Origin of the sequence: Reichenbachiella sp., assembly GCF_039969095.1 — a bacterium.
Lineage (GTDB): Bacteria > Bacteroidota > Bacteroidia > Cytophagales > Cyclobacteriaceae > Reichenbachiella.
Genome location: NZ_JBDVOL010000017.1, coordinates 198,495 through 223,956 on the forward strand (window position 1 = coordinate 198,495; position 25,462 = coordinate 223,956).

General features: G+C 38.7%; 16 protein-coding genes. 4 read left to right on the forward strand and 12 right to left on the reverse strand.

Translation table 11 applies throughout. The annotated features are described in order from the left end of the window. Window positions 1–6: 6 nt before the first annotated feature. Window positions 7–1,008 carry an adenosine kinase gene (locus tag ABJH98_RS18990; protein ID WP_348309360.1) on the reverse strand — a complete coding sequence of 334 codons (1,002 nt, stop codon included), beginning with the start codon at window positions 1,006–1,008 and terminating at the stop codon, window positions 7–9. A 145-nt stretch (window positions 1,009–1,153) separates the two neighbouring features. Here ABJH98_RS18990 and asnS point away from each other — a divergent pair, with 145 nt between their 5' ends. Then, entirely contained in the window at window positions 1,154–2,605 is a 1,452-nt protein-coding gene (asnS, locus tag ABJH98_RS18995; protein WP_348309361.1) for an asparagine--tRNA ligase, read from the forward strand. An 86-nt stretch (window positions 2,606–2,691) separates the two neighbouring features. Next, a complete protein-coding gene (gene sdaAA, locus ABJH98_RS19000; protein ID WP_348309362.1) occupies window positions 2,692–3,588 on the forward strand; it encodes an L-serine ammonia-lyase, iron-sulfur-dependent, subunit alpha in 897 nt (298 codons plus the stop codon). A gap of 77 nt (window positions 3,589–3,665) precedes the next feature. Here sdaAA and ABJH98_RS19005 read toward each other — a convergent pair whose 3' ends face one another. The 10 genes from ABJH98_RS19005 to ABJH98_RS19050 form a co-directional block, all read right to left on the reverse strand. Further along, on the reverse strand, window positions 3,666–5,060 hold the full coding sequence (locus ABJH98_RS19005) for a RagB/SusD family nutrient uptake outer membrane protein (RefSeq protein WP_348309363.1): 1,395 nt from the start codon (window positions 5,058–5,060) through the stop codon (window positions 3,666–3,668). Window positions 5,061–5,078: 18 nt separating this feature from the next. Further along, entirely contained in the window at window positions 5,079–8,099 is a 3,021-nt protein-coding gene (locus ABJH98_RS19010) for a SusC/RagA family TonB-linked outer membrane protein (RefSeq protein ID WP_348309364.1), read from the reverse strand. A gap of 128 nt (window positions 8,100–8,227) precedes the next feature. Further along, the gene (locus ABJH98_RS19015) at window positions 8,228–11,143 is read right to left on the reverse strand and encodes a TonB-dependent receptor (RefSeq protein WP_348309365.1); all 2,916 of its coding nucleotides are present in this window, start codon (window positions 11,141–11,143) and stop codon (window positions 8,228–8,230) included. A 10-nt stretch (window positions 11,144–11,153) separates the two neighbouring features. Further along, complete coding sequence (locus ABJH98_RS19020; protein WP_348309366.1) at window positions 11,154–12,134, reverse strand: FecR domain-containing protein; 981 nt, start codon at window positions 12,132–12,134, stop codon at window positions 11,154–11,156. A 67-nt stretch (window positions 12,135–12,201) separates the two neighbouring features. Beyond that, a complete protein-coding gene (locus tag ABJH98_RS19025) occupies window positions 12,202–12,744 on the reverse strand; it encodes an RNA polymerase sigma-70 factor (protein WP_348309367.1) in 543 nt (180 codons plus the stop codon). 137 nt (window positions 12,745–12,881) lie between these two features. Continuing rightward, window positions 12,882–13,715, reverse strand: coding sequence for a peptidylprolyl isomerase (locus ABJH98_RS19030; protein WP_348309368.1), 834 nt, complete (start codon window positions 13,713–13,715; stop codon window positions 12,882–12,884). Between the two features lie 18 nt (window positions 13,716–13,733). Further along, entirely contained in the window at window positions 13,734–14,657 is a 924-nt protein-coding gene (gene hemC / locus ABJH98_RS19035) for a hydroxymethylbilane synthase (RefSeq protein ID WP_348309369.1), read from the reverse strand. After that, entirely contained in the window at window positions 14,654–15,781 is a 1,128-nt protein-coding gene (gene holB, locus ABJH98_RS19040; RefSeq protein WP_348309370.1) for a DNA polymerase III subunit delta', read from the reverse strand. The genes hemC and holB overlap by 4 nt, the downstream gene beginning before the upstream one ends. Window positions 15,782–15,783: 2 nt before the next feature. Beyond that, window positions 15,784–16,962: a GlmU family protein gene (locus tag ABJH98_RS19045; protein ID WP_348309371.1), complete on the reverse strand. Its 1,179-nt coding sequence runs from the start codon at window positions 16,960–16,962 to the stop codon at window positions 15,784–15,786. A 72-nt stretch (window positions 16,963–17,034) separates the two neighbouring features. Further along, entirely contained in the window at window positions 17,035–17,280 is a 246-nt protein-coding gene (locus ABJH98_RS19050) for a type B 50S ribosomal protein L31 (RefSeq protein WP_348309372.1), read from the reverse strand. Window positions 17,281–17,501: 221 nt separating this feature from the next. On the opposite strand from ABJH98_RS19050, the gene ABJH98_RS19055 reads away from it, so the two are divergent. Then, window positions 17,502–19,178 (forward strand): hypothetical protein, encoded by a 1,677-nt coding sequence (locus ABJH98_RS19055; RefSeq protein WP_348309373.1) that lies wholly within the window; start codon window positions 17,502–17,504, stop codon window positions 19,176–19,178. A 41-nt stretch (window positions 19,179–19,219) separates the two neighbouring features. On the opposite strand, the gene ABJH98_RS19060 is transcribed toward ABJH98_RS19055, so the two are convergent. Next, complete coding sequence (locus ABJH98_RS19060) at window positions 19,220–20,764, reverse strand: hypothetical protein (protein ID WP_348309374.1); 1,545 nt, start codon at window positions 20,762–20,764, stop codon at window positions 19,220–19,222. Between the two features lie 210 nt (window positions 20,765–20,974). Here ABJH98_RS19060 and gltB point away from each other — a divergent pair, with 210 nt between their 5' ends. Further along, entirely contained in the window at window positions 20,975–25,462 is a 4,488-nt protein-coding gene (gene gltB, locus ABJH98_RS19065; RefSeq protein WP_348309375.1) for a glutamate synthase large subunit, read from the forward strand.

Sequence of the window (25,462 nt, forward strand, 5' to 3'; positions counted from 1 at the left end):
TTATGACTAATCCTGAGGAATTGCCTTTTTTAGAATCTCTTCCATTAGACTCTTATCTAACCTCGGGCCAAATTGAGAGACCACCTTGGAAGAAGCTAGGCTGGCAATTTTTCCGGCCTCAGCATAGGAATGTCCATTGGTAACACCAAACATAAATGCTCCGGCAAACATATCCCCAGCACCGTTCGTATCTATTGCATCAACTTTATAGGGTTCTATATCGATAAAGGTATCACCATCAAAAATAATTGCGCCATTTTTACCAAGCGTAATTGCAAATCTCTTCGCTATCTTTTTTAAAGCTTCACGTGCATCTGCTAAGTTCTCAGTTTCGGTATAAAGCATAGCCTCCTCTTCATTGCAAAACAATAGATCTATACCATCACCTACCACTTCCTGCATTTCATTTTTAAAGAATTTTACCATACTTGGATCTGAAAAAGACAATGCTATTTTCACATCATGAGCACGTGCCACTTGCATCGCTTTTAGCATAGCTTCACGACCACTAGGCGAAGGCACTAAATAACCTTCTGAATAGATATACTTTGATTGTTTGATCGCTTCTTCGTCTATTTCCTGAACTGAAAAATCAGACGTAATGCCCAAGAATGTATTCATTGTACGTTCAGCATCAGGAGTCGTCATGACCAAACATTTACCAGTAATCCCATCAGGTGCAGTTTCCTTAGTTAGTTTAGTATCCACTTTGTTGTGTGCCAAGTCTTTTAAAAAGAATTGGCCAAAATTATCATTCGAAACTTTACAAGAGTAATAGCATCTGCCTCCAAACTGGCTCGTTGCCACTACTGTGTTGGCAGCAGAACCTCCACCCTTCATCATATTTTCATGAATGTCGATGGCATTGATTAATTGATTTTGTCTATCCTCTTCTACTAAGGTCATCAACCCCTTTTCTACTTGATGATCAACAAGAAATTTTTCATCAACCTCAAATACTAAATCAACTAGGGCATTTCCTATGCCATACACATCGTACTTCTTCATAATTCTGTTATTTCTATTATTAGAGTGGAATTTGCTTGGCGCAAAGAGAATGAAAATTCAATTAATTGCACAGGAACTTAAAATACTTTTTTTTTGCGTTCCGCCTTCATTATCAGGCAATTATTGAATTAAAAATTAGAGAATCGTGAGTACGGAAAGAAGAACCAAAGTATTAGAGGTTTTAAAATCGGCAGAAGTAGGAACTAGTCTACTTGTAAAAGGTTGGGTAAGGACCAAAAGACAAAACAAAAATGTAGCGTTCATTGCGCTCAATGACGGTTCGACAATTAATAATTTGCAACTGGTGGCTGATCCAAATGTCATTTCTGATGAAATTCTAAAGGTAGTCACTACTGGTGCTTGTGTGGCTGCAAGAGGTGAAATCGTTGCCTCCCAAGGTTCAGGGCAATCAGTTGAAATGCATGTCAAAGAACTCGAAGTGTTAGGTGAGGCAGATCCAGAAAAATATCCACTCCAGCCAAAAAAACATTCGTTGGAGTTTTTACGAGATATTGCCTATCTACGTCCAAGAACAAACACATTTGGAGCGGTATATAGAATTCGTCATGCGATGATTTTTGCGGTACATAAATTCTTCAATGATAAAGGATTCTTAAACATCCATACTCCAATCATTACTGCATCTGATGCAGAAGGAGCGGGTGAAACTTTTAGAGTAACTTCTTTAGACTTGGACAACCTTCCAAAAACGGATGAAGGGACAATTGATTTTAAGCAAGATTTCTTTGACAAGGAAACGAACCTAACGGTTTCTGGCCAGTTAGAAGGAGAATTAGCCGCTATGGCTTTAGGTCAAATTTATACTTTTGGCCCAACGTTTAGAGCGGAAAACTCAAACACCACTCGTCATCTAGCAGAGTTTTGGATGATTGAGCCAGAGATGGCCTTCTTTGATGCGGATGATAATGCTGACTTAGCAGAAGAAATGCTTCAATATCTGGTTCAATATGCATTGGACAACTGTCAGGATGATTTGAAGTTTTTACATGAAAGAGAAGTAGAAGAAAACAAAAACAAGAAAGAAACGGAACGTCCAGAATTGTATTTACTGGACCGATTAAAATTTGTTGTTGATAATAAATTCGAAAGAGTTACCTATACAGAAGCCATCGATATTCTTCGTAATTCAAAACCGAACAAGAAGAAAAAATTCAAATACGTCATAGATGCCTGGGGTGCTGATTTGCAGTCAGAGCATGAAAGGTATTTGGTAGAAAAACACTTTAAAAAGCCGGTAATCCTATCGGATTATCCAAAAGACATCAAAGCATTTTATATGCGTCAAAATGAGGATGGCAAAACCGTGGCCGCTATGGACATTTTATTTCCTGGCATTGGAGAAATCATTGGTGGATCTCAACGTGAAGAAAGATTGGATAAACTGGAGCAGAGAATGGACGAAATGGGTGTCCCCAAAGAAGAACTTTGGTGGTATTTAGATACCCGTAAGTTTGGTTCTGCCCCACACAGCGGCTATGGGCTTGGATTCGAACGAATGATCTTATTCGTAACAGGCATGACCAATATCAGGGACGTGATTCCATTTCCAAGAACTCCAGGCAACGCAGAGTTTTAGACATTCACAAATTAATTCTTGGCTGCTCCTAACAACAAGCAGCCAAGATTCTTAGTAACTTTAGAAGACATTTAACCCAAAATACTATGTCGTTTCTATTCGAAGATTTCAAAGGCTGGAAAGCCCTTTGTGAAAAAGAAGGCTCAAAATTATTTGAGCCCGTTTTGAATTACGAGATTGAGCAAAAAGGTGCCTCTGAAGAAGACATTTGGTCAGGTTTAGAAAAAGCCTATCAAGTGATGAAAGAAGCGGTAGAAACTGGTCTGACTGAAGATATGTCTTCTCACTCTGGGATGATTAAGAATGGTGCTAAAAAAGTAGCTCAAAATAAAACAGTTGTCCTGTCAAAAGAATTTCAGACGTTGATATCCAGCGCATTGGCTGCCAAAGAGGTCAACTCTTGTATGGGTCGCGTAGTAGCTGCTCCTACTGCAGGCGCCTCAGGTATCCTTCCAGGCGTATTGACCACCATGCAAAAAATACATAAAATTGAAGATCGGAGTATTCATGAAGCTTTACTGGTTAGTGCAGGAATTGCACTTATATTAGAGCAAAAAGCATCTTTGGCAGGGGCAGTAGGTGGTTGCCAGGCCGAAACTGGCAGCGCAGCTGCCATGGCATCAGGTAGCATTGTTTATTGCTTAGGTGGGTCTATAGATCAGGTATTTAATGCTGTAGCCGTGACATTGCAGTGCATGCTCGGATTGGTTTGTGATCCTGTGGCTGGTTTGGTGGAAGTACCTTGCGTCGTACGAAATGCAAGTGCGGCTGCAATCGCCAATTCTTCAGCTCAAATCGCGCTCTCTGATGTAGATAGCGTAATCCCAGTCGATGAATGCGCCGAAGCTATGGGAGAAGTGGGACAGAGTATGGAAACCCGCTACAAAGAAACTGCTTTAGGTGGTCTAGCCGCAACTAAAACAGGTCAAGCCATTTCCAAAAGAGTATTAATTCAAGATATTGATATGTTGGATGAAGAATAATCGCATTCCTTTAAATTGATAAAAAAACGCCATTCATTTTGAATGGCGTTTTTTTATTGTAAAAATGTGCTTTGAGATTAGCCTCCCAACACTTCATTTTCATTAACCGGAGTTGGAAATGCATCAATCACATTATCACCAGCTCTATCCAAAGGAATTTCATCCATTCGATTAAATCTTCTCAGATCTACCCACCTGTGACCTTCACCAAATAATGAATATCTTCTCTGAACGAGAAGCTCATCTTCAAGTGCAGCATCAGTAGTTGCACCCGAATATGGTAGCAACCCTGCCGCAGTTCTTATTACATCTAGTGCAGCTATTGCCTCAGCATTGTCTGTGCCTATATTCGCTTCAGCGTAAAGAAGAATGAGTTCTTCGTTTCTAATCATTGTAACTGGATCAGTAAGGCTTGAATACAATCTCACCTGATAGTCAGCAGAAAGTCCATCAAAACTTTGTCTTGTCGGCACCACATCACCATCAGCGTTTTCTTCCATGAACAATCCCACTTTAGATAACCTATTGTCTCCTACTTCAGCATCATCATACCAAGAATCATGTGCCATGAATTGATTGGCACTCTGATTTGGGATGTAATATTGCGAATTAGTCAATTCATTTCCTCCTTGACCAAACACATGCGCAACTTCTCTGTCTAGTGGCGCGGTTAAATCCATGAAGGACTGTCCTAGTAGAGTTAATACATCAGCCTTATTGCCTTGATATATTGCAGCTCTGGCAGCAATTGCTCTATTGAACTTAGCAAAACCAGAAGGGATATCAAAAGTTTCTACAATATCATCGTCTCCAACTACAGGAATGATTGTGCCAGTCGCACCTCCAAATCCATCACTTAGAGGAAATGAAAAAGTAGCTCCTGCATCAGTCAGATGATCATTTGCTTCGTTCAAAAGTGACCTAATATCACTCAACGCGTCTGTATAAGATTGAAATGCACCCAAATTATCTTTGTCAGATACTTCAATTCTAATACCATTTGTATATTGTCTATTAGCAACCATCAACAAAGCATATGCTTTCATCGTTTTCGCAAAAGCATAATAACCATTGATTTCTTCATCAGACAAGTCAGTAATAGAATTATCAATAGCTAATTCTAAAAGATTAGCTGACTGAACGATTTTATACCATGCCGAATATGATCTCGTAGTTAGAAAGCCATTGTTATCAAGTGGCCCTTTTAATATCTCCTGAGTGAAACGAGGATCGATACCAGTCAAATCGTAATAATCTCTAGCGAGTATACTCGTAGTCTGATAATGAAAGTGTAAGTCATTTCTAGAAACTGCTTCCAACCCAACTACAAGTACATCCAAATCAGCCTTTGTTGCGCCATTTTCAAAACTACCTATTGTTGGTGCATTTGGATTTGGAATATCATCCAGGCCACAAGAAGTGACCATGATTAATGCAACTAGTGCATAAATGTTATTTATTAATGTTTTCATAATTTTCATATCTAAAATTTAGAAAGTCACGTTGAGGTGGAAATTGATAAATTTAGAGGCTGGATAAGGAGTTACTTCCACATTATTCGCCAATACATTGTTCCCAAAGTTTGAAGACTCAGGATCGTAACTATTGTAGTCAAAAATATTGATCAAGTTTCTCCCTGATATTCCCACCTTGAATTTGTTAACCATTGGCAACACATTCTTTGGAATAGTGTAATACACTCCAATTTCACGTAATCTCAAATAACCTGCATCCTCTATCATTGGTTCTGGATTAGCAAATGCCTGACTTGATCTATATGCTCCATTCGTGAGTATGCCTTCAGGATCTATTCCCATATCGTCATAGTCCCAAGTTGTACCAGCCAAATCATATAAAAGAGTTGTCAAATTGATCGCATCTCCTCCTTTTTTCCAATGGAACAAGAACGTGAAATCAAAGTTCTTCCAACTGATCTGGTTAAACCATGATGTCTGAAAATCAGCTTCCGCATCGCCATATACAGCAAAACCATCTCCATCAGGGTCAATTGCACTTATCTCATCAGCTGTCAAACCTTCTGAAATATATGTTCCGACAATTTGTGTTGCAGATTTTCCTTCTTGGATTCTCATTTGACCCAAAGAAGCTGCGAAACCGCCTACATTAAAAGCCGGAACATCCAATTTGGTAATCTTAGATCTATTTCTCCACCACTTAAAACTCGTATTCCATTGTAAATCAGAATTCTGTATTACAGAAATATCCAAGCCTAGCTCAACGCCTTTATTTTCTAATTCTGCAGCATTTTGCACTTTTTGAGTAAACCCAGTTGAAGGTTCCCTATTGACTCTCAATAGAACATCTTCCATTCGCTTATTATAGAAAGTGACGTCTAATCCTATTCTATTTCCAATGAATCCAAGATCAATTCCATACTCTAATTCAATCTGTCTTTCTGGTCCTACAGTTGCGTTTCCTTCTAGGTTAGCAGGGCTTACTCCTGAGTTTACGCCAATTAATTGAGGATTTGTCAAATTAAAACGATCATTAAAATTAGCAAACCTACCAGATTGGCCATATGCAATTCTTGGCTTAATATTACTAACCGATTCTACTGACCAAAAATCAAATTCGTGAATATTTACAGCAACACTGGCTTTTGGGTAAAAATACATCTCATCAGCGTCCCCATTGTTGGTAGACTTATCACCCCTAATACCAACTGTACCAATAATTTTATCATCAAAATTAATTTCCTCTTGAACGAAAAATCCCTTATCTCGCTGTGGAGTTATTAGCTGTTGAGTTCCAACATTGGTAGATTGAGCAAGGTTTGTTTGAGAACCAATTAAAGCTGTAGCAGTTGTAATAACTGTGTTTTTATCAAAGTCCTGTAAAAAACTACCCGCCTGAGTGGTAAAACTTAAACCATTGTCTAAATAGTAAGAATGCACTAAAGTAGCGGTAAAGTTATAATTAGAATTAATGGTTGTACCAGAAATTGAAGCCCCTCTCAATGAAGTAGGACTACTAAAGTATGTCAAAGATTGTGGGAAAATACTAGTTGTTCTCAATGTATATTGATCAAGCCCCCCTTGTAATACCAATTTCAATTGATTATTCTTTTGGGATAAAATTTTAACATTCGCAGTAGCTCCACCTATATATCTATTTACTTCTTCTCTGTTGGTCGTTATATCAACAGTTTCTATAGCATTAGAGCCCGCACCACCACTTGGGTAAACACCATTAGTAGGATGCAGTTCTTCCCATGGATAAGTAAAAGCCAAAGCATATCCAAGTGTTCTATTTTGGTTACCATTGTTAAAAAAACCTCGGTCTGAAGTAGAATTAATGTAGTTGTTCGTCAAATAAATATCTAACCAATCATTTAATTTTTGACCAATATTCAATCTAAACGACCCTTTTTCATAACCAGTATTCTTAACCAATCCAGGTTCATTTTTATATGTTATACCAGCAAAAAAATCAGTATTGCCTTGTCCACCTGAAACAGAAAGCCTTGTTGTCGTAGATACTCTGGTATGATCAAATAGCTCTTTTTCATAATCATAATAAGACCCACTAGCCACAGCGTCATTATATAAATTTCGTTGTACAACTCCAGGGTTTGAAGGATCGTTTGCCGCTAGATCAGGATCATTAAAATTGTCAAACACTCGATCTGGCGTCCAGTCTCTAAGTCCTAGCAATTGCGTCGGCTTTCTCAATCCTATAGTTTGATTGAGGTTTACAACAGTCTTCCCTGCTTTCCCTCTTTTAGTGGTAATGATGACCACTCCTCCAGCCGCTCGGGAACCGTATATAGCAGCAGCAGAAGCTCCTTTAAGAATCTCAATATTTTCAATATCCTCTGGATCAATGTCTGCTATTCTGTTAGAAGCATCGTCCTGATTCGTAGATGGGTTTCCTCCTCCAGCTGCTTCACTAACTATGTTGTTTCCCATAGACACAGATGAATTGTCAACATATACACCATCCACAATGAAAAGAGGTTGCTGATCACCAAATATTGATGTTACTCCACGAAGTCTCATAGAGATACCTCCCCCTGGCGCTCCAGAATTAGATCGTATGTCCGCTCCTTTGAATTTTCCATAAAGAGCACCATCCATATTGGATTGATTAGTAATTCCAGTAAGTGTTTTTGCATTTACAGTAGCAACAGAACTGGCCAAATTTGATCGCTTTACTGAAGTTGCAAGACCAGTAACAACTACCTCATCCAGGTTCGTTACATCTTCAGATAGCGTGACATTAATAGAAGTTGCAGTACCTACTGTAATTTCGGTAGTTGCGTATCCTACAAATGAAAACATCAAGACGGCTCCTTCTTCAGCTTCTAATCGAAAATTACCGTCCAAATCTGTCAGTGCACCAACAGCACTGCCTTTTACAATCACATTCACTCCCACGAGTGCCTCGCCGGATGAACCATCCGTAACCGTACCCGAAATTGTCTTTTGGGCAAAGGCTACAGAAACCGATAACATAAGCATCATAAATAATGCTGAGTAAACTTTTTTCATAAGTTTGGTTTAAGAGTTTAACAAAAAGCCAACTAACATTTGTTGGCACATGGATATAACAAGCATGTATATATATTACCACTAAGAAGCCCTTAGCACCTACTATCAAAAAAAAATAAATGAAAATATTAGAATCGAGTACTCAATCGAGCAGATATCGTCGTACCAAGGTATCCAAATTGATTCACCTCCCAGGCATATTTGAATCGTCCTCCCAAATTGGTTAATGGATCACCTTTCGCATCTATTTCATCAGGATATACATTTAGTAAATTGTTTATAGACACTCCAAAGGTTGCCGTTTGGCTCAGTTTGTAGTTAATATTTAAGTCTGTAATTATTCTAGATGAAAACGTCTGATCCTTTAAAGGATCATCTGCATGTCTCCATGTTACCTCGCCAAAGCGAGTAAAACGTAGCCCTGTTGATAGTTTTCCAAGTCCATAGTCCAGCGCCAACAAGAATTTACTTGAAGGTCTAGCCGATAATATTCTTGCTTGTTCTTTCCTATTAAATATCTCATTGCCTGTTTCCTTTAAAGGGTCAGGAGCTCTTATAGCACTTTCAATAGTGGTAGTTGTCAAGTTGGCTGCAAGGCTAACATCCAATAGGCCTGGCCCCAAAATGACCTCTTTATAGCTAACTACACCATCAACACCTTTTGTCCTTGTATCAGCTGCATTGATAAAAAATTTTAAACTTGTCACATTATATGACCTAAGGGTATCCTCTAACGGAGTCAGTGTATTGGGATTTCCATCGGAACCAATCTCATTGGTGAATAAAATTCTATCATTTACAGTGATGTCATAATAATCGCAGGTGAATTCTAGTCTTCTAAAAGGTTGTAATGCTACTCCAGCAGAAAAATTCAAAGAATTTTCTTGTTTCAATTTGGGAACTTCAAGTTCTCGAATAATAGGACTATGATTATTGAAGGTTCCTTGATTTGATATCGTTCCATCAGAAACGAGTGTTTGAACATTGCTCAAATAGATCTGATGCAAGGATGGTGCTCTAAAACCCGTACTCGCAGAAGCCCTGAAGGACACTAAGTCACCGAATGGTTTGTACCTTGAGTTTAGCTTCCATGTAAAGTTTTTTCCAAAATCTTCATAATTCTCGAACCTTGCTGCACCCCCAATAAGGATAACATCATTATCAAATTCTAAGTCTGTATATAACCCAATGTTGAATCTATTTTCATCCACTTCATCGGATGGCCTAATACCTGGAAATGATATGGCTCCATTGCCTTGATACGACGCTTTTTCGCCAGCAAATGCTTCAAATCGCTCGACTCTAAACTCTGATCCAAATCCAATATTAAAGTTGTTAATGCTTCTGAACAGATCGATATTATTAATGAAGTTTTTAAATTGATATCCGCCTGCCTCAAATCGCGTCGGCGATTGTCTACCCAATATGGTATTCATAGTTTCTCCAATATGGTAGGCAACGGTATTAGTTCCAGAAACTGCACTGATATCTACTGCCCAGTCTTTGATCTCACTTCGAATCCCCAATCCAAAAGTTCTGTCGCTTATATCCGTTTCGAATGTTGGATGAAAACCAACATAATCCTCATCATCTTTGTGGAAAATATGATCTGGATCAGGAACCCAGTAGGGTGCTCTGTACAGCGCAAAACTAGTTCCTTGCCTAAGAGTAATACCGCCAAAGGAATACAACTCAGAATTTTCATTGATAGGAATCTCGGCGTTATAGAACACATCAAATGTACTCATGTCCGGCTGACCTACAATCATTCCCAAATCAGGATTGGAGTCAACCCAATTTTCATAACCTTCAGCTTCAAAAAAATCGTCTTTACCCGGTTTTCCAGCACGATTGGTATACTCTTGTTGTTTATAAGAAGTGGTTATATTCAAAAATCCGCCTGTAAAAAGATCAAATCCAGTATTAGCGCTAAAGCCATAATTAAACCCATCTCCTTGCGTGGTGATGCCCGAAAAAGCTTTGATGGTTGTGAATTCTACATCCTCTTTCAAAATTATATTAACCACACCAGCTATTGCATCCGAACCATATTGTGCAGAAGCCCCATCCCTCAATATTTCAACTCGTTCAACTGCTTCAACTGGGATGCTTTGCATATCTACCCCCACTTCACCTTTTCCTGGCGTATCATTGATATAAACTAGGGCGCTAGGGTTTTTACGTTTACCATTAATAAGTACGAGCGTTCTACTAGGGCCTAGTCCTCTAAGGTCTGCTGGATTGAAATGAGCAGTAGCATCCGACACCGTCTGCTGAGATGCATTAAAGGATTGCATTTTGAAGTTAATCATTTGATCTAATGTCAACTGACCAGTAGATTCCAATTCTTGACTAGAAATATTGTCAATTGGGACTGGTGAGTCCAAAACCGATCTTGGATTGAACCGTGTGCCAACCACTACTACGTCATTGAGGCTTTGCATATCTATTTTCATCTCTATGTGCAGATTAGTCATAGACGGTTCTGCGTCTAATTTAATCGTTTCAAAACCGACATAAGAAATAGAAAGCCTTGCCGATTGGCCAGGAATAGTTAATTCAAAATTTCCATCCGAATCTGAAATAATTCCAATTTGAGAACCGACAACACGTACGGATACCCCAGCAAGTGGTAAGCCGTCTTCTTCGTTGAGAATTTTTCCTGCCACTTTAAAATGGCGATTTTTGACTGAAGAAGGATCAATATTTGTCTCTGTTCGATAAACATTGATGGTCTTATTAATTTGTTTGAATTTTAACTGACTCTTTTCAGAAATTTTAAGGAGCAGTTCAGAAAGTGGGATGGCACGCTTAGGGTTACTAATCCTAATTTTGATATCAATATCGCGAATATCGTAGGCAAATCTATAAGGTGTTTGTTTTTCAATCGCACGAAAAACCTGTTCAATAGTAGCTTCCTCTAACTCTAGGCTTACTTTTGTGTTTTTAATATTATCATATTTTTTATCGTTGCCTGCTACAGCAAACACAGAATATGAAAATATCAATCCAAGAAATATAAGTCTGGTAGAGGTATTTGGCATAGGCTACATTTTAGTTAAACATAATTTCCACCGATTTTCGCTCCATTTTATATTCAAAATTTTTAGTCAATTTCATCCCTTCTAAAATCATCTCTAAGGATTGATTTTCAAAAACCCCTGTATATCTCCAATCATTAGAAGGCACCTTATTGCTACGAATTTCAACTCCAAACCATCTGCCCAATCTGTTTTTAACCTCATCGTAACTTGCATCACTGAATTTGATCAATCCATCTTTCCAGCCTACCACTTCTCCTAAATCAAACTGACCCCTTTCGGTCGTTTTTGAATTTGATGAATAGCTCAATTTTTCGCCAGGAACTAAGTAAATTTCGTCTTGCAGAACTTTAGAATCTATCTTGACTTTACCTTCGGTAAGAGCCACTTCAAGTTTGCTTTCTGATCCATAAGCACGAATATTAAATGCAGTCCCTAATGCTGTAGTAGAAAAATGTTTGGATCTCACGACAAAAGGTTTTTTGGGGTTTTTAGCAACTTCGAAATAGGCTTCACCTTTAAGCTCAATTTCTCGTGATTCCCCTTCAAAATCAGCAATAAAACTCACTGAACTTTCGGCATTCAAATACACTTTACTACCATCAGGTAAAAAATGAGTGGACTTTTGCCCGCTAGGATTCGACTTTACAATTAGGTGAGGTTGGTTTAGGGTTTGCAACTCAGGGAAGATCAAATAAGTCAGTCCTGCAAACAGCACTAACAATGCAACTGCAGCTGCTATTTTTGAGAAATAATTACTTCTAGCAGTAATCGTTCTTTCTTCTTTAGTTTCTGATTTAATCTGAGTCAAAATAGATTCTAACCTAGTCTCATCTGTCGCCTCCTTAGCATCCAAATAATTCCAATCATCCTCAATTTCTTCCAAAATTATTTCCTCCCCTTCTTTGGAATTCATCCATTTCACAAACTCCTCAGTCTCTTTCTGAGAAAGTTGGCCCGCCTTGAATGCTCTGTATTTGTTAAAAAAATTCAATTCTTTGATAGTTTACATATTGAATACAGTTTGGCTACCCGTAGCACCCACTCTGATTATACTTTTTTTAAGAAAAATTTGAAAGGTTAGATTTCAGTGTTTTGATTGCTTTGTTCATTTGGTTTTCAACAGTACTTTCTGCTATACCCAATTTGTCAGCAATTTCTTTAACAGAAAGCCCTGAATCCCTTCTTAAAAGGAATATTTGTTTCCGTTTTGGTGGAAGACTTTCTATATTATTTTTAGCTATTTTCTCCAGATCGGCAAATATTACTCGACTTTCGGTTTCATTTGTCACAAGTTCCGAAGGCTCTATTTGATCTCTATACAGTCGCCGACTAGCTTCTTTCTTAATTCTATTGAAAATATGATTTTTTGCAATCGTAATGAGAAAAGCATTGAACGAAAGCTTTGCATTAATGGTATCTCTCTTGTTCCAAATTTTTAGAAATACCTCCTGTACGATCTCCTCAGATTCTGCATGAGACTGCGTATACTTATAGGAAAAATTATAAAGTTTCTTTCCGTATAAATGAAATAGTGTTGTGAAAGACTGGTGACAGCCACCCTTTAATTTTTTGACCAGTTTCTGCTCTCCAATGATGGGCATGGCTTAATTGTTTTTACAGGTTGATCCCGAAAAATAGAAAAAATATTTGAAAGCAAAATTTATTCTTACAATATTTAGCTTAAGCAGGAGATAATTACGAAAATCGAATGATTTAAAGCCATTTATCCTTTTGAGCCTTATTCTGGATATTCATATCCATACATTTTAGTGATTTTCTTTTTAGAAATTCGTTCTATTTCCATTGACAGATAAATTGGCTCTGTTGGCCTGTCAGCACGTCCGGTTTCCACTTCGGCTATTTTATCAACCACTTCTAGTCCTTCCACCACTTTTCCGAAGACCGTATACTCTCCATCCAAATGAGGTGCTCCACCTACTTCTGTGTAAAGCTTCAATCTTTCTGGGCTGATGTCTTTCTTCAATTTGATATTGAGCTCTTTTTCTGCCAATCCTACACACTCTAAGGCCAGTTTGTTCATGCCTTCAAAGTCCTTGTTTTTCTGCAGCTCCATAAATTGATCTCGCAGATCAGCATGGCTCTCATATTGCATCAATTGACTCACTGCTTGATTGAGTTTACGCTGATCAACTGTCAATTCAGCCTCTGAAAAAGTTTTTCCATGAATCAGGTAAAACTGGCACCAACTAGATGCCTTTTCTGGGTTGACCCGATCACCTTGTCGTGCGGCAGCAAGCGCCCCTTTTTCATGATAAAACCCATCAACTATTTCAGCTTTAATGGTTTCATTTGATTGCGTGCCATTCTTTTCATCTACATTCCCACCTTGAATCATAAACTCCTTGATGATCCGATGAAAAACCGTACTATCATACTGACCTTCCTCTGCTAGTTTGATAAAGTTTGCTTTATGCAAAGGTGTTTCTTCATATAGAAGCACTTTCATATCACCATAAGAGGTTTTAATTGTGATGATTGCATCTTTTTTGTCTTTGGCACAAGACGAAAAGATAAAAAGTGAAGTAAGAGCGTATAAAATGTGTTTTTTCATTTTTTCTAATTTCTATATTCAGTCAGATTGATGTTTTCTAATGTCTTCTAGTATTTTTTGACCTCCATTTTCTAGCACATATTCACCCAAAGTTTCTCCAACTTTTAGGGCGGCGTTGGTAGTGGAGCAACAGGTTTTTTCGATGATAGTTTGGCCATCCAGACTTATGATTCCACCTTTTAAGGTAAGCACATCATTTTCGATATTTGCCAGCCCAAAAACCGGTATGCTACAGCCACCATTCATTTTTTTCAGGAAAGATCTTTCAGCCAACAAACACTTTTCACTAATTTCATGATTGACTGCATTTCTTACCTTCGTTTTCTTTTCCTCATCCAAGGAATGAAACACTTCGATGGCGATACTGCCTTGCCCAACAGCTGGTATGAATTTTTCAGGATCAAACTCATGAACAATCATATCGTCAAATTCCATACGGTGTGCTCCCGCATACGCTAACCAAAGCGCATCACAAGCCCCTTCTTTCATTTTTTGAATACGCGTTTGCAAATTACCTCGTACAGGTACTGTCTTGACTCCTGGATAATATTTTTGCAAAAAAGCTAATCGGCGTGTTGAAGAGGTTCCTAAAACTAAATTCTTTTGAGCCAAATCAATGGAATTGTGACTCACCAATACATCGTGAGATTTTTCTCTTTCACCAAAAGCAATAATCTCAAATCCATCTGGCAAAGTAGATTGCATATCCTTGGCGCTATGCACTGCAATATCAATCCTACCATCACGGAGTTGCTCTTCAATTTCCTCAGTAAAGACACCTTTGCTCCCAATCTTAGCAATGGTTACATCTAGAATTTTATCACCTTTAGTTTCAATAGTCACAATCTCAGAATCAACACTTTGTTGTTTCAATAAATTTTGAACATGATAAGCTTGCCACAGCGCCAGTTTACTCCCCCTCGTTCCAATCTTTATTTTCATGCTGCTGTCATTATTCTGCCAACGGTAAGCGACAAGTCTAAAAACAATATTTTCACATTTGCATTGCGCTCCAAGTGGTAGTGCGCTTTGCTAAATTCTTCGCTAATTTTCTCTAATTTCTGAGTAGTCAGAGCTTTACCAAATTTTACTGCAAAGTCCTTTTCTGAGTCATTCAACTTTTCTTTTTCATCCATCAGATATTCAGAAACTACAGCTTGTCGCATCATGTTTAGTGCATATTGCAAAAATAACTTTTGAGCCGTTTTACTCAATTTGCTGAAAGAATCATTGGTGCCATTTAATGCAGTAAAATCCTTGCCCCAGCACTGACGCATCCAGTCTCTAAACATCACATGAGCATCATCTTCGGTACTGTCTATATGCTCTACAGCGGCTTGTAAGCTGCCTTCTGCTAATGCTGCAATTTTTTTTGCCTTGTCTGCTTCTACCCCCTTCTGATCTATTAAGAATTGTTGTAATTCTTCGTCGCTAAAAGCTGGCACTTTAAACAACTGACACCTTGAAAGTATAGTGGTAAGAAGCCTTTCGTATTCACACGTAACCAAAAGAAACAAAGTCTTCTCTGAAGGTTCTTCTAAAATTTTCAATATGCCATTGGCTGCTGATACATTCATATATTCAGGCAACCAAATAATCATCACTTTGTATTCTGCTTCAAATGATTTTAAAGTCAAAGATTTGATGATGTTTCTGCTTTCCTCTTTAGAAATATTCGCTTGTTTGTTTTCCGCTCCATAGTGCGCACTCCAGTCAACCAATGAACCATATTTATTGGCTCCTAAAAAAGACCGCCATTCTTTGAGGTAGCTAGAGCTGACCACGTTCTTTCCAGTGATGCTTTTAGTTGAACTTACTGGATAGACGAATTGCAAATCTGGGTGTACCAATTTATCTATTTTGCTACAAGATTCGCAAGTCCCACAAGAGTCTGTATCAGTAGGTTTTTTACAATTGATATATGCAGCATAGGCCAATGCCAAAGCTAGATTAGCTGACCCTTCTTGTCCATAAAAAAGCTGAGCATGCGCCACATGGTTGCCTTTGATGGCATGAATCAATTGTTGTTTGGCCGCGCTAAGTCCAGGAATTTCTGCGAATCTCATGACTATTTTTTGATCGAGCGGTCAAAGATAGTTTTTAAAATCTTTTCGTCGGCCTCTGTCTGATCGATATTCTTTCGAGCCCAAACTTTTCGTGCAGTTTCAATTGCTTTTTCGAACTTATAAGTCACTAATTTTTTCTCACCGCCCCAAGAAAATGAAGGTATATATGCTGGAGGAAAACCGCTTCCGAATACATTCGAGCATACGCCAATTGTAGTACCTGTATTCAATGCTGTATTTATTGCCGTTTTAGAATGATCACCCATGAACAGTCCACAAAATTGCAAACCCGTTTTTATAAAATCATTCGTTTCAAAGTCATAGGCTTTGACCTCATCATAATTGTTTTTGAGATTGGAATTATTAGTGTCCGCTCCCAAATTACACCATTCGCCAACTACAGCATTGCCTAAATAACCGTCATGTGCCTTGTTCGAATTTCCATAAACAATAGAATTAGACACTTCGCCACCTATTTTACAATTGGGGCCTATCGTAACTCCTTCGCGAATTTTGGCATTCATATTAATCCTTGAGTTTTCACCTAAAGCGAATGGCCCACGGATTGCAGCTCCTTCCTGAATAATGCTATTTTTTGCCAAATAGATAGGTCCTTCTTCAGCATTGAGTATAGCCGCTTTGATGTCTACACCTTCTTCAAGAAAGACTTGATCTTTCCCATATACAATAGTATGGGGGTCAGTGATTTTTTTTGAAGTCCGACCTGAAGTTAGTAATTCAAAATCAGATTGAATTTGAGCCTTATTATTAGAGAACAGGTCCCAGCTACGGTTGATCACTGTACAGTCAGTATTATATTCCACAGGATTAAAACCCTGCAAATTTATGGTTGGTTCTTGAGCGTCAAATAACCCTTTGGCTGCAATAAATATTTCTCCCTGACGAAGAAGCTCATTATCCTTTAGTTGTTGAATAGCGTTCAATAAACCTGCGTCTGGACAAACGGCTCCATTAATGATCAATTGGGTTTCTCCTTTTGGTTTTGGGTATTTCCCTTCAAGTTCTGGTACTGTAAGGAAGTTTACGGATTGCTGAAAGTACTTTTCCCACTTTTCACGGATAGTGAGGATACCAACCCTTAGGTCAGCCACTGGTCTGGTGAGTGTAAACGGAAATAACTTCGTCCTATGCTGAGATAGGTCTGCTAGAGCAATGTTCATGGGCTAGAAAATAAAAAAGTCTTCAGGAACAAATATCCTGAAGACTTCAATCTTTTTACCCGAAAGGGGAGATTATTTTTTCTTGTATCTTTTGTTGAATTTCTCAACTCTACCAGCAGTATCCACAAAAAGTTTCTTACCTGTGTAGAATGGGTGTGAAGCAGAGCTAACTTCAATTTTGATCACAGGGTATTCGTTTCCGTCTTCCCATTTGATCGTCTCTTCAGATGTCATCGTTGACTTCGTCATGAATTTGAAATCGCTTGACGTGTCAAAGAAGATTACATCTTTATACTCTGGATGAATATCTTTTTTCATGTTTTTATCTTTTGTGCACCATGGTTTTTGCCATAGTGCTTTTCTGTTAAATTTTTCGCCTATTAACGAAAAGGATTGCAAAAGTACTTAAACCTCAATCAATTGCAAAACTATTAAATAAAAATGCTTTAAGCTGTTTTTGGCTGAGATAAACAATATTTTAGCAGTTGCGCCTCTTTTTATTTTAAATTCTCAAATTTGGATTGCAAGCTAGCGTGTCAATGAAGAAAATCATACTACTCATAGGGCTGTTTATTTCAGCTTTTGCGGTAACTGCCCAAAGCATCTATGCGCCTTTGAATGCTGATTATTATCACCTGATAGATCGGGCAGATGTGCTTAATAAAAATTTTAGTGAAAGTGTTCATACCAGTTTCAAGCCTTATCGTGCGGTAGACATAGTGGCTACCATTGATTCTGCTGATTTCCTGAATTCTGCTCAAGATCAATTCAATGCAAAATTTATTAAAACAGACCATTGGGAATATTGGGGAGAGGATTCTGCGAGAAGCAAAAAATCATTTCTGAAGAAAATTTATCGCACCAGAGCCGATTTTTTGCATGTAAACACTAAAGACTTCAAGCTACGCGTGAATCCTATTTTGTATCTGAGTGGCGGTCGAGATAGCAATAGCGGGTCAACGCCATTCATCAATACACGCGGTGTGCAGATCAGGGGGTCCATCGATGACAAAATTGGGTTTTATTCTACCATAGAAGAATCGCAGGCAGTTTTTCCTAAATATGTACAAGACTATACGACGGATCGCGGTGTAGTGCCAAATGAAGCCTTTTGGAAAAAGTACGGAGAACATGGGGTCGATTTTTTTACCGCCCGAGGCTACTTCACTTTCAACGCCAGTAAGCACATTGCTTTGCAATTTGGGTACGACAAAAACTTTGTGGGGAATGGCTATCGTTCGATGTTACTGTCTGATTTTAGTGCGCCGAGTACTTTCTTGAAGATTCAAACCAAAGTCTGGCGAATTCAATACACCAATTTATATACTGAGCTTATTGCAGATGCTCCCTATAGTTCATTTGGATCCAATGGAACAGAAGAATTTCCTAAGAAATTCATGACCTCACATCATTTGAGTATCAATATTACTGATAATTTAAATATTGGTGTATTCGAAGCCATTATTTTCAATCGAGGAGATAGTACTGGCTCGGCTTTCGAATGGAATTACTTGAACCCTATTATTTTCTATCGTTCTATCGAACAATACACAGGCAGCCCTGACAATGCGCTTTTTGGTATTGACTGGAAGTGGAACATCGCCAAAGGCGTACAATTTTACGGACAGGGATTGCTCGACGAGATGGTGATCAGTGAACTCAAAGCAGGAAATGGCTGGTGGGGCAACAAGTTCTCGGTTCAGCTTGGAGGTAAATATTATAACGCATTTGGTATCAAAAATCTAGATCTGCAGGCAGAATACAATGTGTCGAGACCATTTACCTATTCACATGAATCGATCTTTACAAATTTTGCTCATTACAGGCAACCACTCGCTCATCCTCTTGGTGCCAATTTCAAAGAAGGTGTATTTATAGCACGATATCAGCCTATCCTAAAACTTTACTTAAGCAGCAAATTTATCATCAGTCAATACGGTACAGACCCTGGGCCTAATATAAACCTAGGTGCCGATGTACTAAAAGATTATACCACAAGAACTCAAGAATATAATAATGAGATCGGACAAGGCGTTTCCAACGATCAGTTGTACTTAGATTTAACCGCTAGCTATATGCTGAAGCACAATTTATTTATAGACCTTCGACATGTATATCGAGACAGAACAAGCGGCCTTGCTGAACTTAGTTCAACTACAAATTTCACGTCAATCGCTATAAGATTGAATGTAGCAGCAAGGGAGCAGAGTTTTTAGAATTGTGAGGCCTTATTAAATACCCCACAATGAATTATTATCTAATGCTTACTCTCCGCCAGTTCCTTCACCACTTCATGGAAAGGACGACTGGTAATTTTACTTTCCAGCCAACTCATAATGTCGAAGTAGAGTAAAGGTTTTGATTCAAATTTATCATCAAGCAGCCCTTGCAGACTAGTTCTTAGCGTAATCAACTCACCTTTCACATCCAGTGGCATGATGTCTTCTGTCTTTTTCAAGAATTGCAGGATGATATGATGAAACTGACCCAGAATATTACGCTGGCGCAAATAGACGAAAGCTCGATTTCTCATGGCCTTGAGGTTCTCCAAATCTCGCATGTCGTAGAGTACGATTAGATATAATATATAGGCGAAGCTCTTCAAATCTTCTCTTAGCTGATCGTTTTTATTGTCGATCACACGATCAAGATATTCTAGACTTTTTTCATACTTACCTAGTCCAAAATAGAGAATAGCCGCCTTATAGAACACAACCAACTGATTGTTGCTATCTATGTATTCGATGGACTCTTCTAGTTTACCTAGGTAGCGTTCGAGTTTCGAACCGTATAGTTTAAAGTCCCCTTCTAGAAAGCATTTGTTTAATGTTTGAATCGTCAAACACCTCACTAAAAGCTGCTTACTATTGCTATCAATCGCTTTGGCATAGAGCTTTTCGAATTCTAACAATTCTTCGTAATAAATACTAAATCGGTCTACGTCATTGATTCTGAATAGTGATTGCAAAAGCCGGTTCAACCCTCTCAAAAACTCCGCGTGGCGTAGGTGAGTAAGATTGCTTTCTTTGAAGATACTCACCCATATTTCGGTATATTTTACACAAGACTGGAAGTCTTGGGTGATATAAGAGAACCAGTAATAAGCCCTACACATATTGTATTGCTCACTAAATGATAAGTGCGTCTTATCATGTTCAGGTAAGTTGCCATAAAAGATCTTATTGATTTTCTCCAGCTCATCCTCGTTTCGAGCCATTCCGCTTCTGAGAAAGTGTGCTTTCATTCGAAGCGCCAAAGAGAAAAAAGCCTGAGCCACATTAATTTTTCGCAAAAGGCTTTTGGTATCCTTATCTAACTTCAAACATGTGGTTTGATCCAGTGATAGCATCTGCTGATTCTCAATATTCTTTTCATAATTGAGCAATGCCAGCTTAAATATGTTTTTCTTATAATTATTAGCTGTTGCTTTAGTCTTTTGAAGCATTTTCATGCTTTGCCCATAAAGACCTTTTTTGAAAAGTAGTCTGACATAATCCAGATTTTCACGGAGCATGATATCTACGTCAGTTTTAATCTGACTTTGGCGCAGTACCATCAATACCTGTTTGAAGAGGTGAGACTTCATGTTTGCTAACTGAGAACGCTTTAGTTCTGGAATTTTTTTGAAGATCTGCTCTTCATCATAAACTTCCATCACTTCTAAAACATCGAATAGTTTAACAAATTTTGCTTCTGCAGGATCGCTCACTTTACCTGCATATAATTTAAAACTTCGCTTCTCAGATTTAGTTAAAGCGTGGATCAGTTGAAAAAGTGGCTGTGCATGTGAAGTTTTGGCCATTGTATTTTCTAAGTTCGTAATAGTTTGACAATCAATTCATTATACATTATTGGGTTAATGTTGAACTTCATATCATTCCTAGATACTTAGTTTTTGCAATATATAAAATATTTAGTTTTACTCCTCAATATCGGAAAACCTCTTGTTAGCAACCCAAGCAACAATTTCCCCAAAATGAGAGAGGTTATCCATTGTAAGCATTTGATCTATATGAAAATTAACGAGAAAACAACGGGATTATACTCTCCGGACTTCGAGCGTGACTCTTGTGGGATAGGATTTATCGCTCAGATAAAAAATGTGCCTTCTCACCAAATCGTCCAAGATGGATTGACCATGTTGGTGAAAATGGAGCACCGAGGTGGAGTAGCAGCTGATGGAGAAACTGGCGACGGGGCAGGAGTATTGACTCAACTACCTTATGACTTCTTCAATGAAGTGGCCAAAGAGAAAAAAATCACGCTTCCAGCAAAAAATAAATATGGTGTAGGTGTACTATTCGTACCAAAGGGCCACGACAAACAAGGAATTCTTGAAATAGTAGAAGATGCTGTTGAAGCATTAAACTTTGACAACATCTGGCTTAGAAGAGTGCCCGTAGACTCTAAAAAAATTGGAAGGATAGCCAAACAATCTGAACCATCGATCTATCACTTATTTGTTAAAAAGGGAGAGTACGAAGGCAAAGAGCTGAATAGAAAACTTTATGTCTTAAGAAAATATATTGAACATAAGGTCAGAGAAACCTATCCAGTTTCTGATTTTTATATTGCTTCTTTCTCATGTTCTACTATTACTTATAAAGGTGAATTGAGAACTTGGCAAGTAAGTCAGTACTATAAAGATCTCAACGATGAGAGATTTACTTCTGCGACAGCAATGGTTCATTCTCGATTCTCAACTAACACTTTTCCAGAATGGAGATTAGCGCAGCCTTTCCGATTCTTGGCTCATAATGGTGAAATCAATACCATCAAGGGCAATATCAACAAAATGGTGTCAAGAGAAGCATTATTGACATCGACAGATTTTACAGAAGAAGAGATTTCTGTGCTGACACCTATCTGTAACTCACAATTCTCTGATTCAGCCAACTTAGATGGCATCCTTGAATTGCTGATCATGGGAGGAAGAAGTCTGCAGCACACGATGGCCATGCTTGTTCCTGAAGCCTGGCAAGAAGAAACAGATATCAGCCCTGAAAAACGAGCTTTCTATGAATTCCATTCTACCATATTCGAACCATGGGATGGGCCGGCCTCTTTGGTCTATACAGATGGTTACACGATAGGTGCAAGTTTGGATAGAAATGGGCTGAGACCTTCTCGCATCATTGCTACCAAAGATGATCGATTGGTTTTGAGTTCAGAAGTAGGAGCTGTAGAAATTGCACCAGAACTTATCAAGAAAAACGAAAGATTAGGGCCAGGACAAATGATCATGGTCGATCTAACCACAGGCATAGTTTCATTCGATCAAGAAATTAAAAACAAACTGGCCAATGATCAACCATATCACGATTGGGTTGAAAAAAACTTAATCCATTTATCTGATTTTATTAAAGACAAACCTCTTAAGCAAACCCTTCAAGCAGATGATTTGCTTCAAAAGCAAATGGCTAACGGTTTCACTCAAGAAGACATCAAGTTTATACTTGAGCCAATGATCAAAAATGGTACCGAGCCATTAGGATCTATGGGAAATGATACGGCTTTAGCTGTATTTCGAGAATCCCCTACTCACTTAGCGCAGTATGTGAAACAAATTTTTGCTCAGGTTAGTAACCCTCCTATCGACCCAATTCGAGAGCGTTCGGTTATGTCACTTATTAATTATTTAGGAAATAGTGAAAACATTCTAGAGCATACATCAGGACATGCACAAAAGATCAGAATTGAGAATCCATTGCTTTCTGCTCATGAATTTGAATTTATCCGAAATGTAAAGTTCAGTGGATTTGTGTCTGAAGTGATTGACGCCACTTACGATCCCAAAGACAATGACTTACAAAGTGCTCTTAAAGCATTGTCTAAAAAGGCGGCCAAATCTGTTGAATCCGGTGCTAACATCTTGATTCTGTCTAACAGGGAAGTATCTATCGACCGAGTACGAATTCCTAGTTTATTGGCTACTGGTGTTGTCCATCAGTATTTATTAAAGAAAAAACTCAGAGCTAAAACTAGCTTGGTCATCGAAGGCGGAGATGTAGTCGAGACACACCATATCGCTACTTTAGTAGGATTTGGAGCCACGGCTGTTTATCCATATTTGACTGTAGAAACTATACTACATCAGGGAGCTTCTTTGAGTGAGTCAGGCAATGAACTTTTCGAACAATATAGAAAATCAATTGGCTATGGTTTGAGAAAGATCCTTTCTAAAATGGGAATTTCTACCATTCAGTCTTATGAATCTGCTCAGATTTTCGAGATTATAGGTTTAGATCTTGAAGTAACAGATTTATGTTTCAGAGGAACGCCTTCCAGAATTTCTGGAAAAGGATTTGAACAAATCGAAAAAGAAATCTTAGAGAATCATAAAGCAGCCTTCATTCCTGCCAATGAAAAAGCTGACTTAGAAACGGGTGGCTTGTACCAATGGAAGAGAGATGGCGTTCGTCACCTTTTCACTCCAGAAGTCATTCATTCTCTACAGAAGTCAACAAGGAGTGGCAATTATGAGTTGTTTAAAACCTATAGTAAAGCCATCAATGATCAAGCGGAGAAGAACATCACTTTGAGAAGTATGTTTGAATTCAATGCCAAAAAATCAATTCCGATTGATCAAGTAGAACCTGCTACCGAAATCATGAAAAGATTCGCCACTGGAGCGATGTCTTTTGGGTCAATTTCTGAAGAAGCACATACGACCATTGCTAAAGCCATGAACTTGATTGGAGGCAAGTCGAATAGTGGAGAAGGCGGCGAAGACGCCATCAGATATGCACCAAATGCAGACGGTACTTTGTCAAGATCGGCGATCAAGCAAGTAGCCTCAGGCCGATTCGGTGTAACGGCACACTATTTAGTGAATGCAGATGAACTTCAAATAAAAATTGCGCAAGGAGCAAAGCCTGGAGAAGGCGGTCAGTTACCAGGGAAAAAGGTGGATGAAACAATAGGCAGAATCAGACACTCTACACCAGGTGTCTCCCTGATCTCTCCTCCTCCCCACCACGATATTTATTCGATTGAGGATTTAGCTCAGTTGATTTATGATTTGAAAAACACCAATCAAAAAGCAGACATCAATGTGAAGTTGGTGGCAGAAGCTGGTGTAGGAACGATCGCTGCAGGGGTAGCCAAGGCGAAAGCAGACAACATCTTGATCGCAGGACACGATGGAGGCACAGGTGCCTCTCCGATCAGTTCAGTTCACCATGCAGGAATTCCATGGGAAATTGGATTGGCGGAAACGCACCAAACACTTGAGAAAAATGACTTGAGAAAAAAGGTGAAGTTGCAAGCTGACGGCCAAATGCGTACTGGAAGAGATCTAGCCATAGCGGCTATCCTCGGTGCGGAAGAATGGGGAGTTTCTACTGCTGTGCTAGTTGTTGAAGGCTGTATCATGATGAGAAAATGTCATCTAAATACTTGCCCTGTAGGTGTGGCTACACAAAATCCAGAATTGAGAAAACTATTCTCAGGAAAAGTAGAACACATTGTAAATTTCTTCAACTTCTTAGCGGAAGAATTAAGAGAAATAATGGCTGAATTGGGTGTGAAAACTATCACTGAGTTGGTGGGTAGAACAGACCTATTGACCTTCGATAGAAAAAAGGCAAAGGATCACGCAGGCAATATCGATTTGGACGCTTTGCTTCAGAATCCATTCAAGCCAAAAGATCACTTGTCTTGTAAGTTGGAAGACCAAGATCATGAATTGACTAAGGTATTGGATAGACAATTGATCCAAGACGCTCAGCCTGCTTTGACCAAAAAAGAAAAAGTTAGAATCAACCTCCCTATCAATAGTCAAAATAGAACTACAGGTGCCATGCTTTCTGGCGAATTGGCAAAAGCTCATGGCCCTAATGGCTTAGACCGTAATACGATTAAAGTAAAATTCACAGGATCGGCAGGACAAAGTTTTGCAGCATTCCTGGCCAAGGGAATTACTTTCATTCTCGAAGGCGAAGCCAATGACTATGTTGGCAAAGGACTATCTGGCGGAAAAGTAGTTTGTTACCCGCACAAAGCATCTGACATTGTACCTGAAGAAAATATCCTTGTAGGAAATGTTTGTCTCTACGGAGCTACTTCAGGCGAACTGTATGTCAATGGCAAGGCAGGAGAAAGATTCGCCGTCAGAAACTCAGGTGCCCAAGCAGTAACGGAAGGTCTCGGCGATCACGGCTGTGAATATATGACTGGTGGGAGAGTAATCGTGCTAGGTGAAACGGGTAAAAATTTCGCTGCTGGGATGAGTGGAGGTATTGCTTATATCTTTGTAGAAGACTTCGACTTTGCATCGAAATGCAACATGGAATTGGTCGAACTAGAATCGCCAGGTGAAGAAGATTTTGAATTCTTGCTGGATCAAATAAACAAGCATTCAAGATATACGAAGAGTAACAAGGCATTCAAAATCCTGGATCAGTGGGAGACTGCTAAAAACAAATTTGTGAAGGTGATACCTACCGAATACAAGCAGATATTGGAAAAGAAAAAGTTGGAACAAGAAAAGATCGCATAA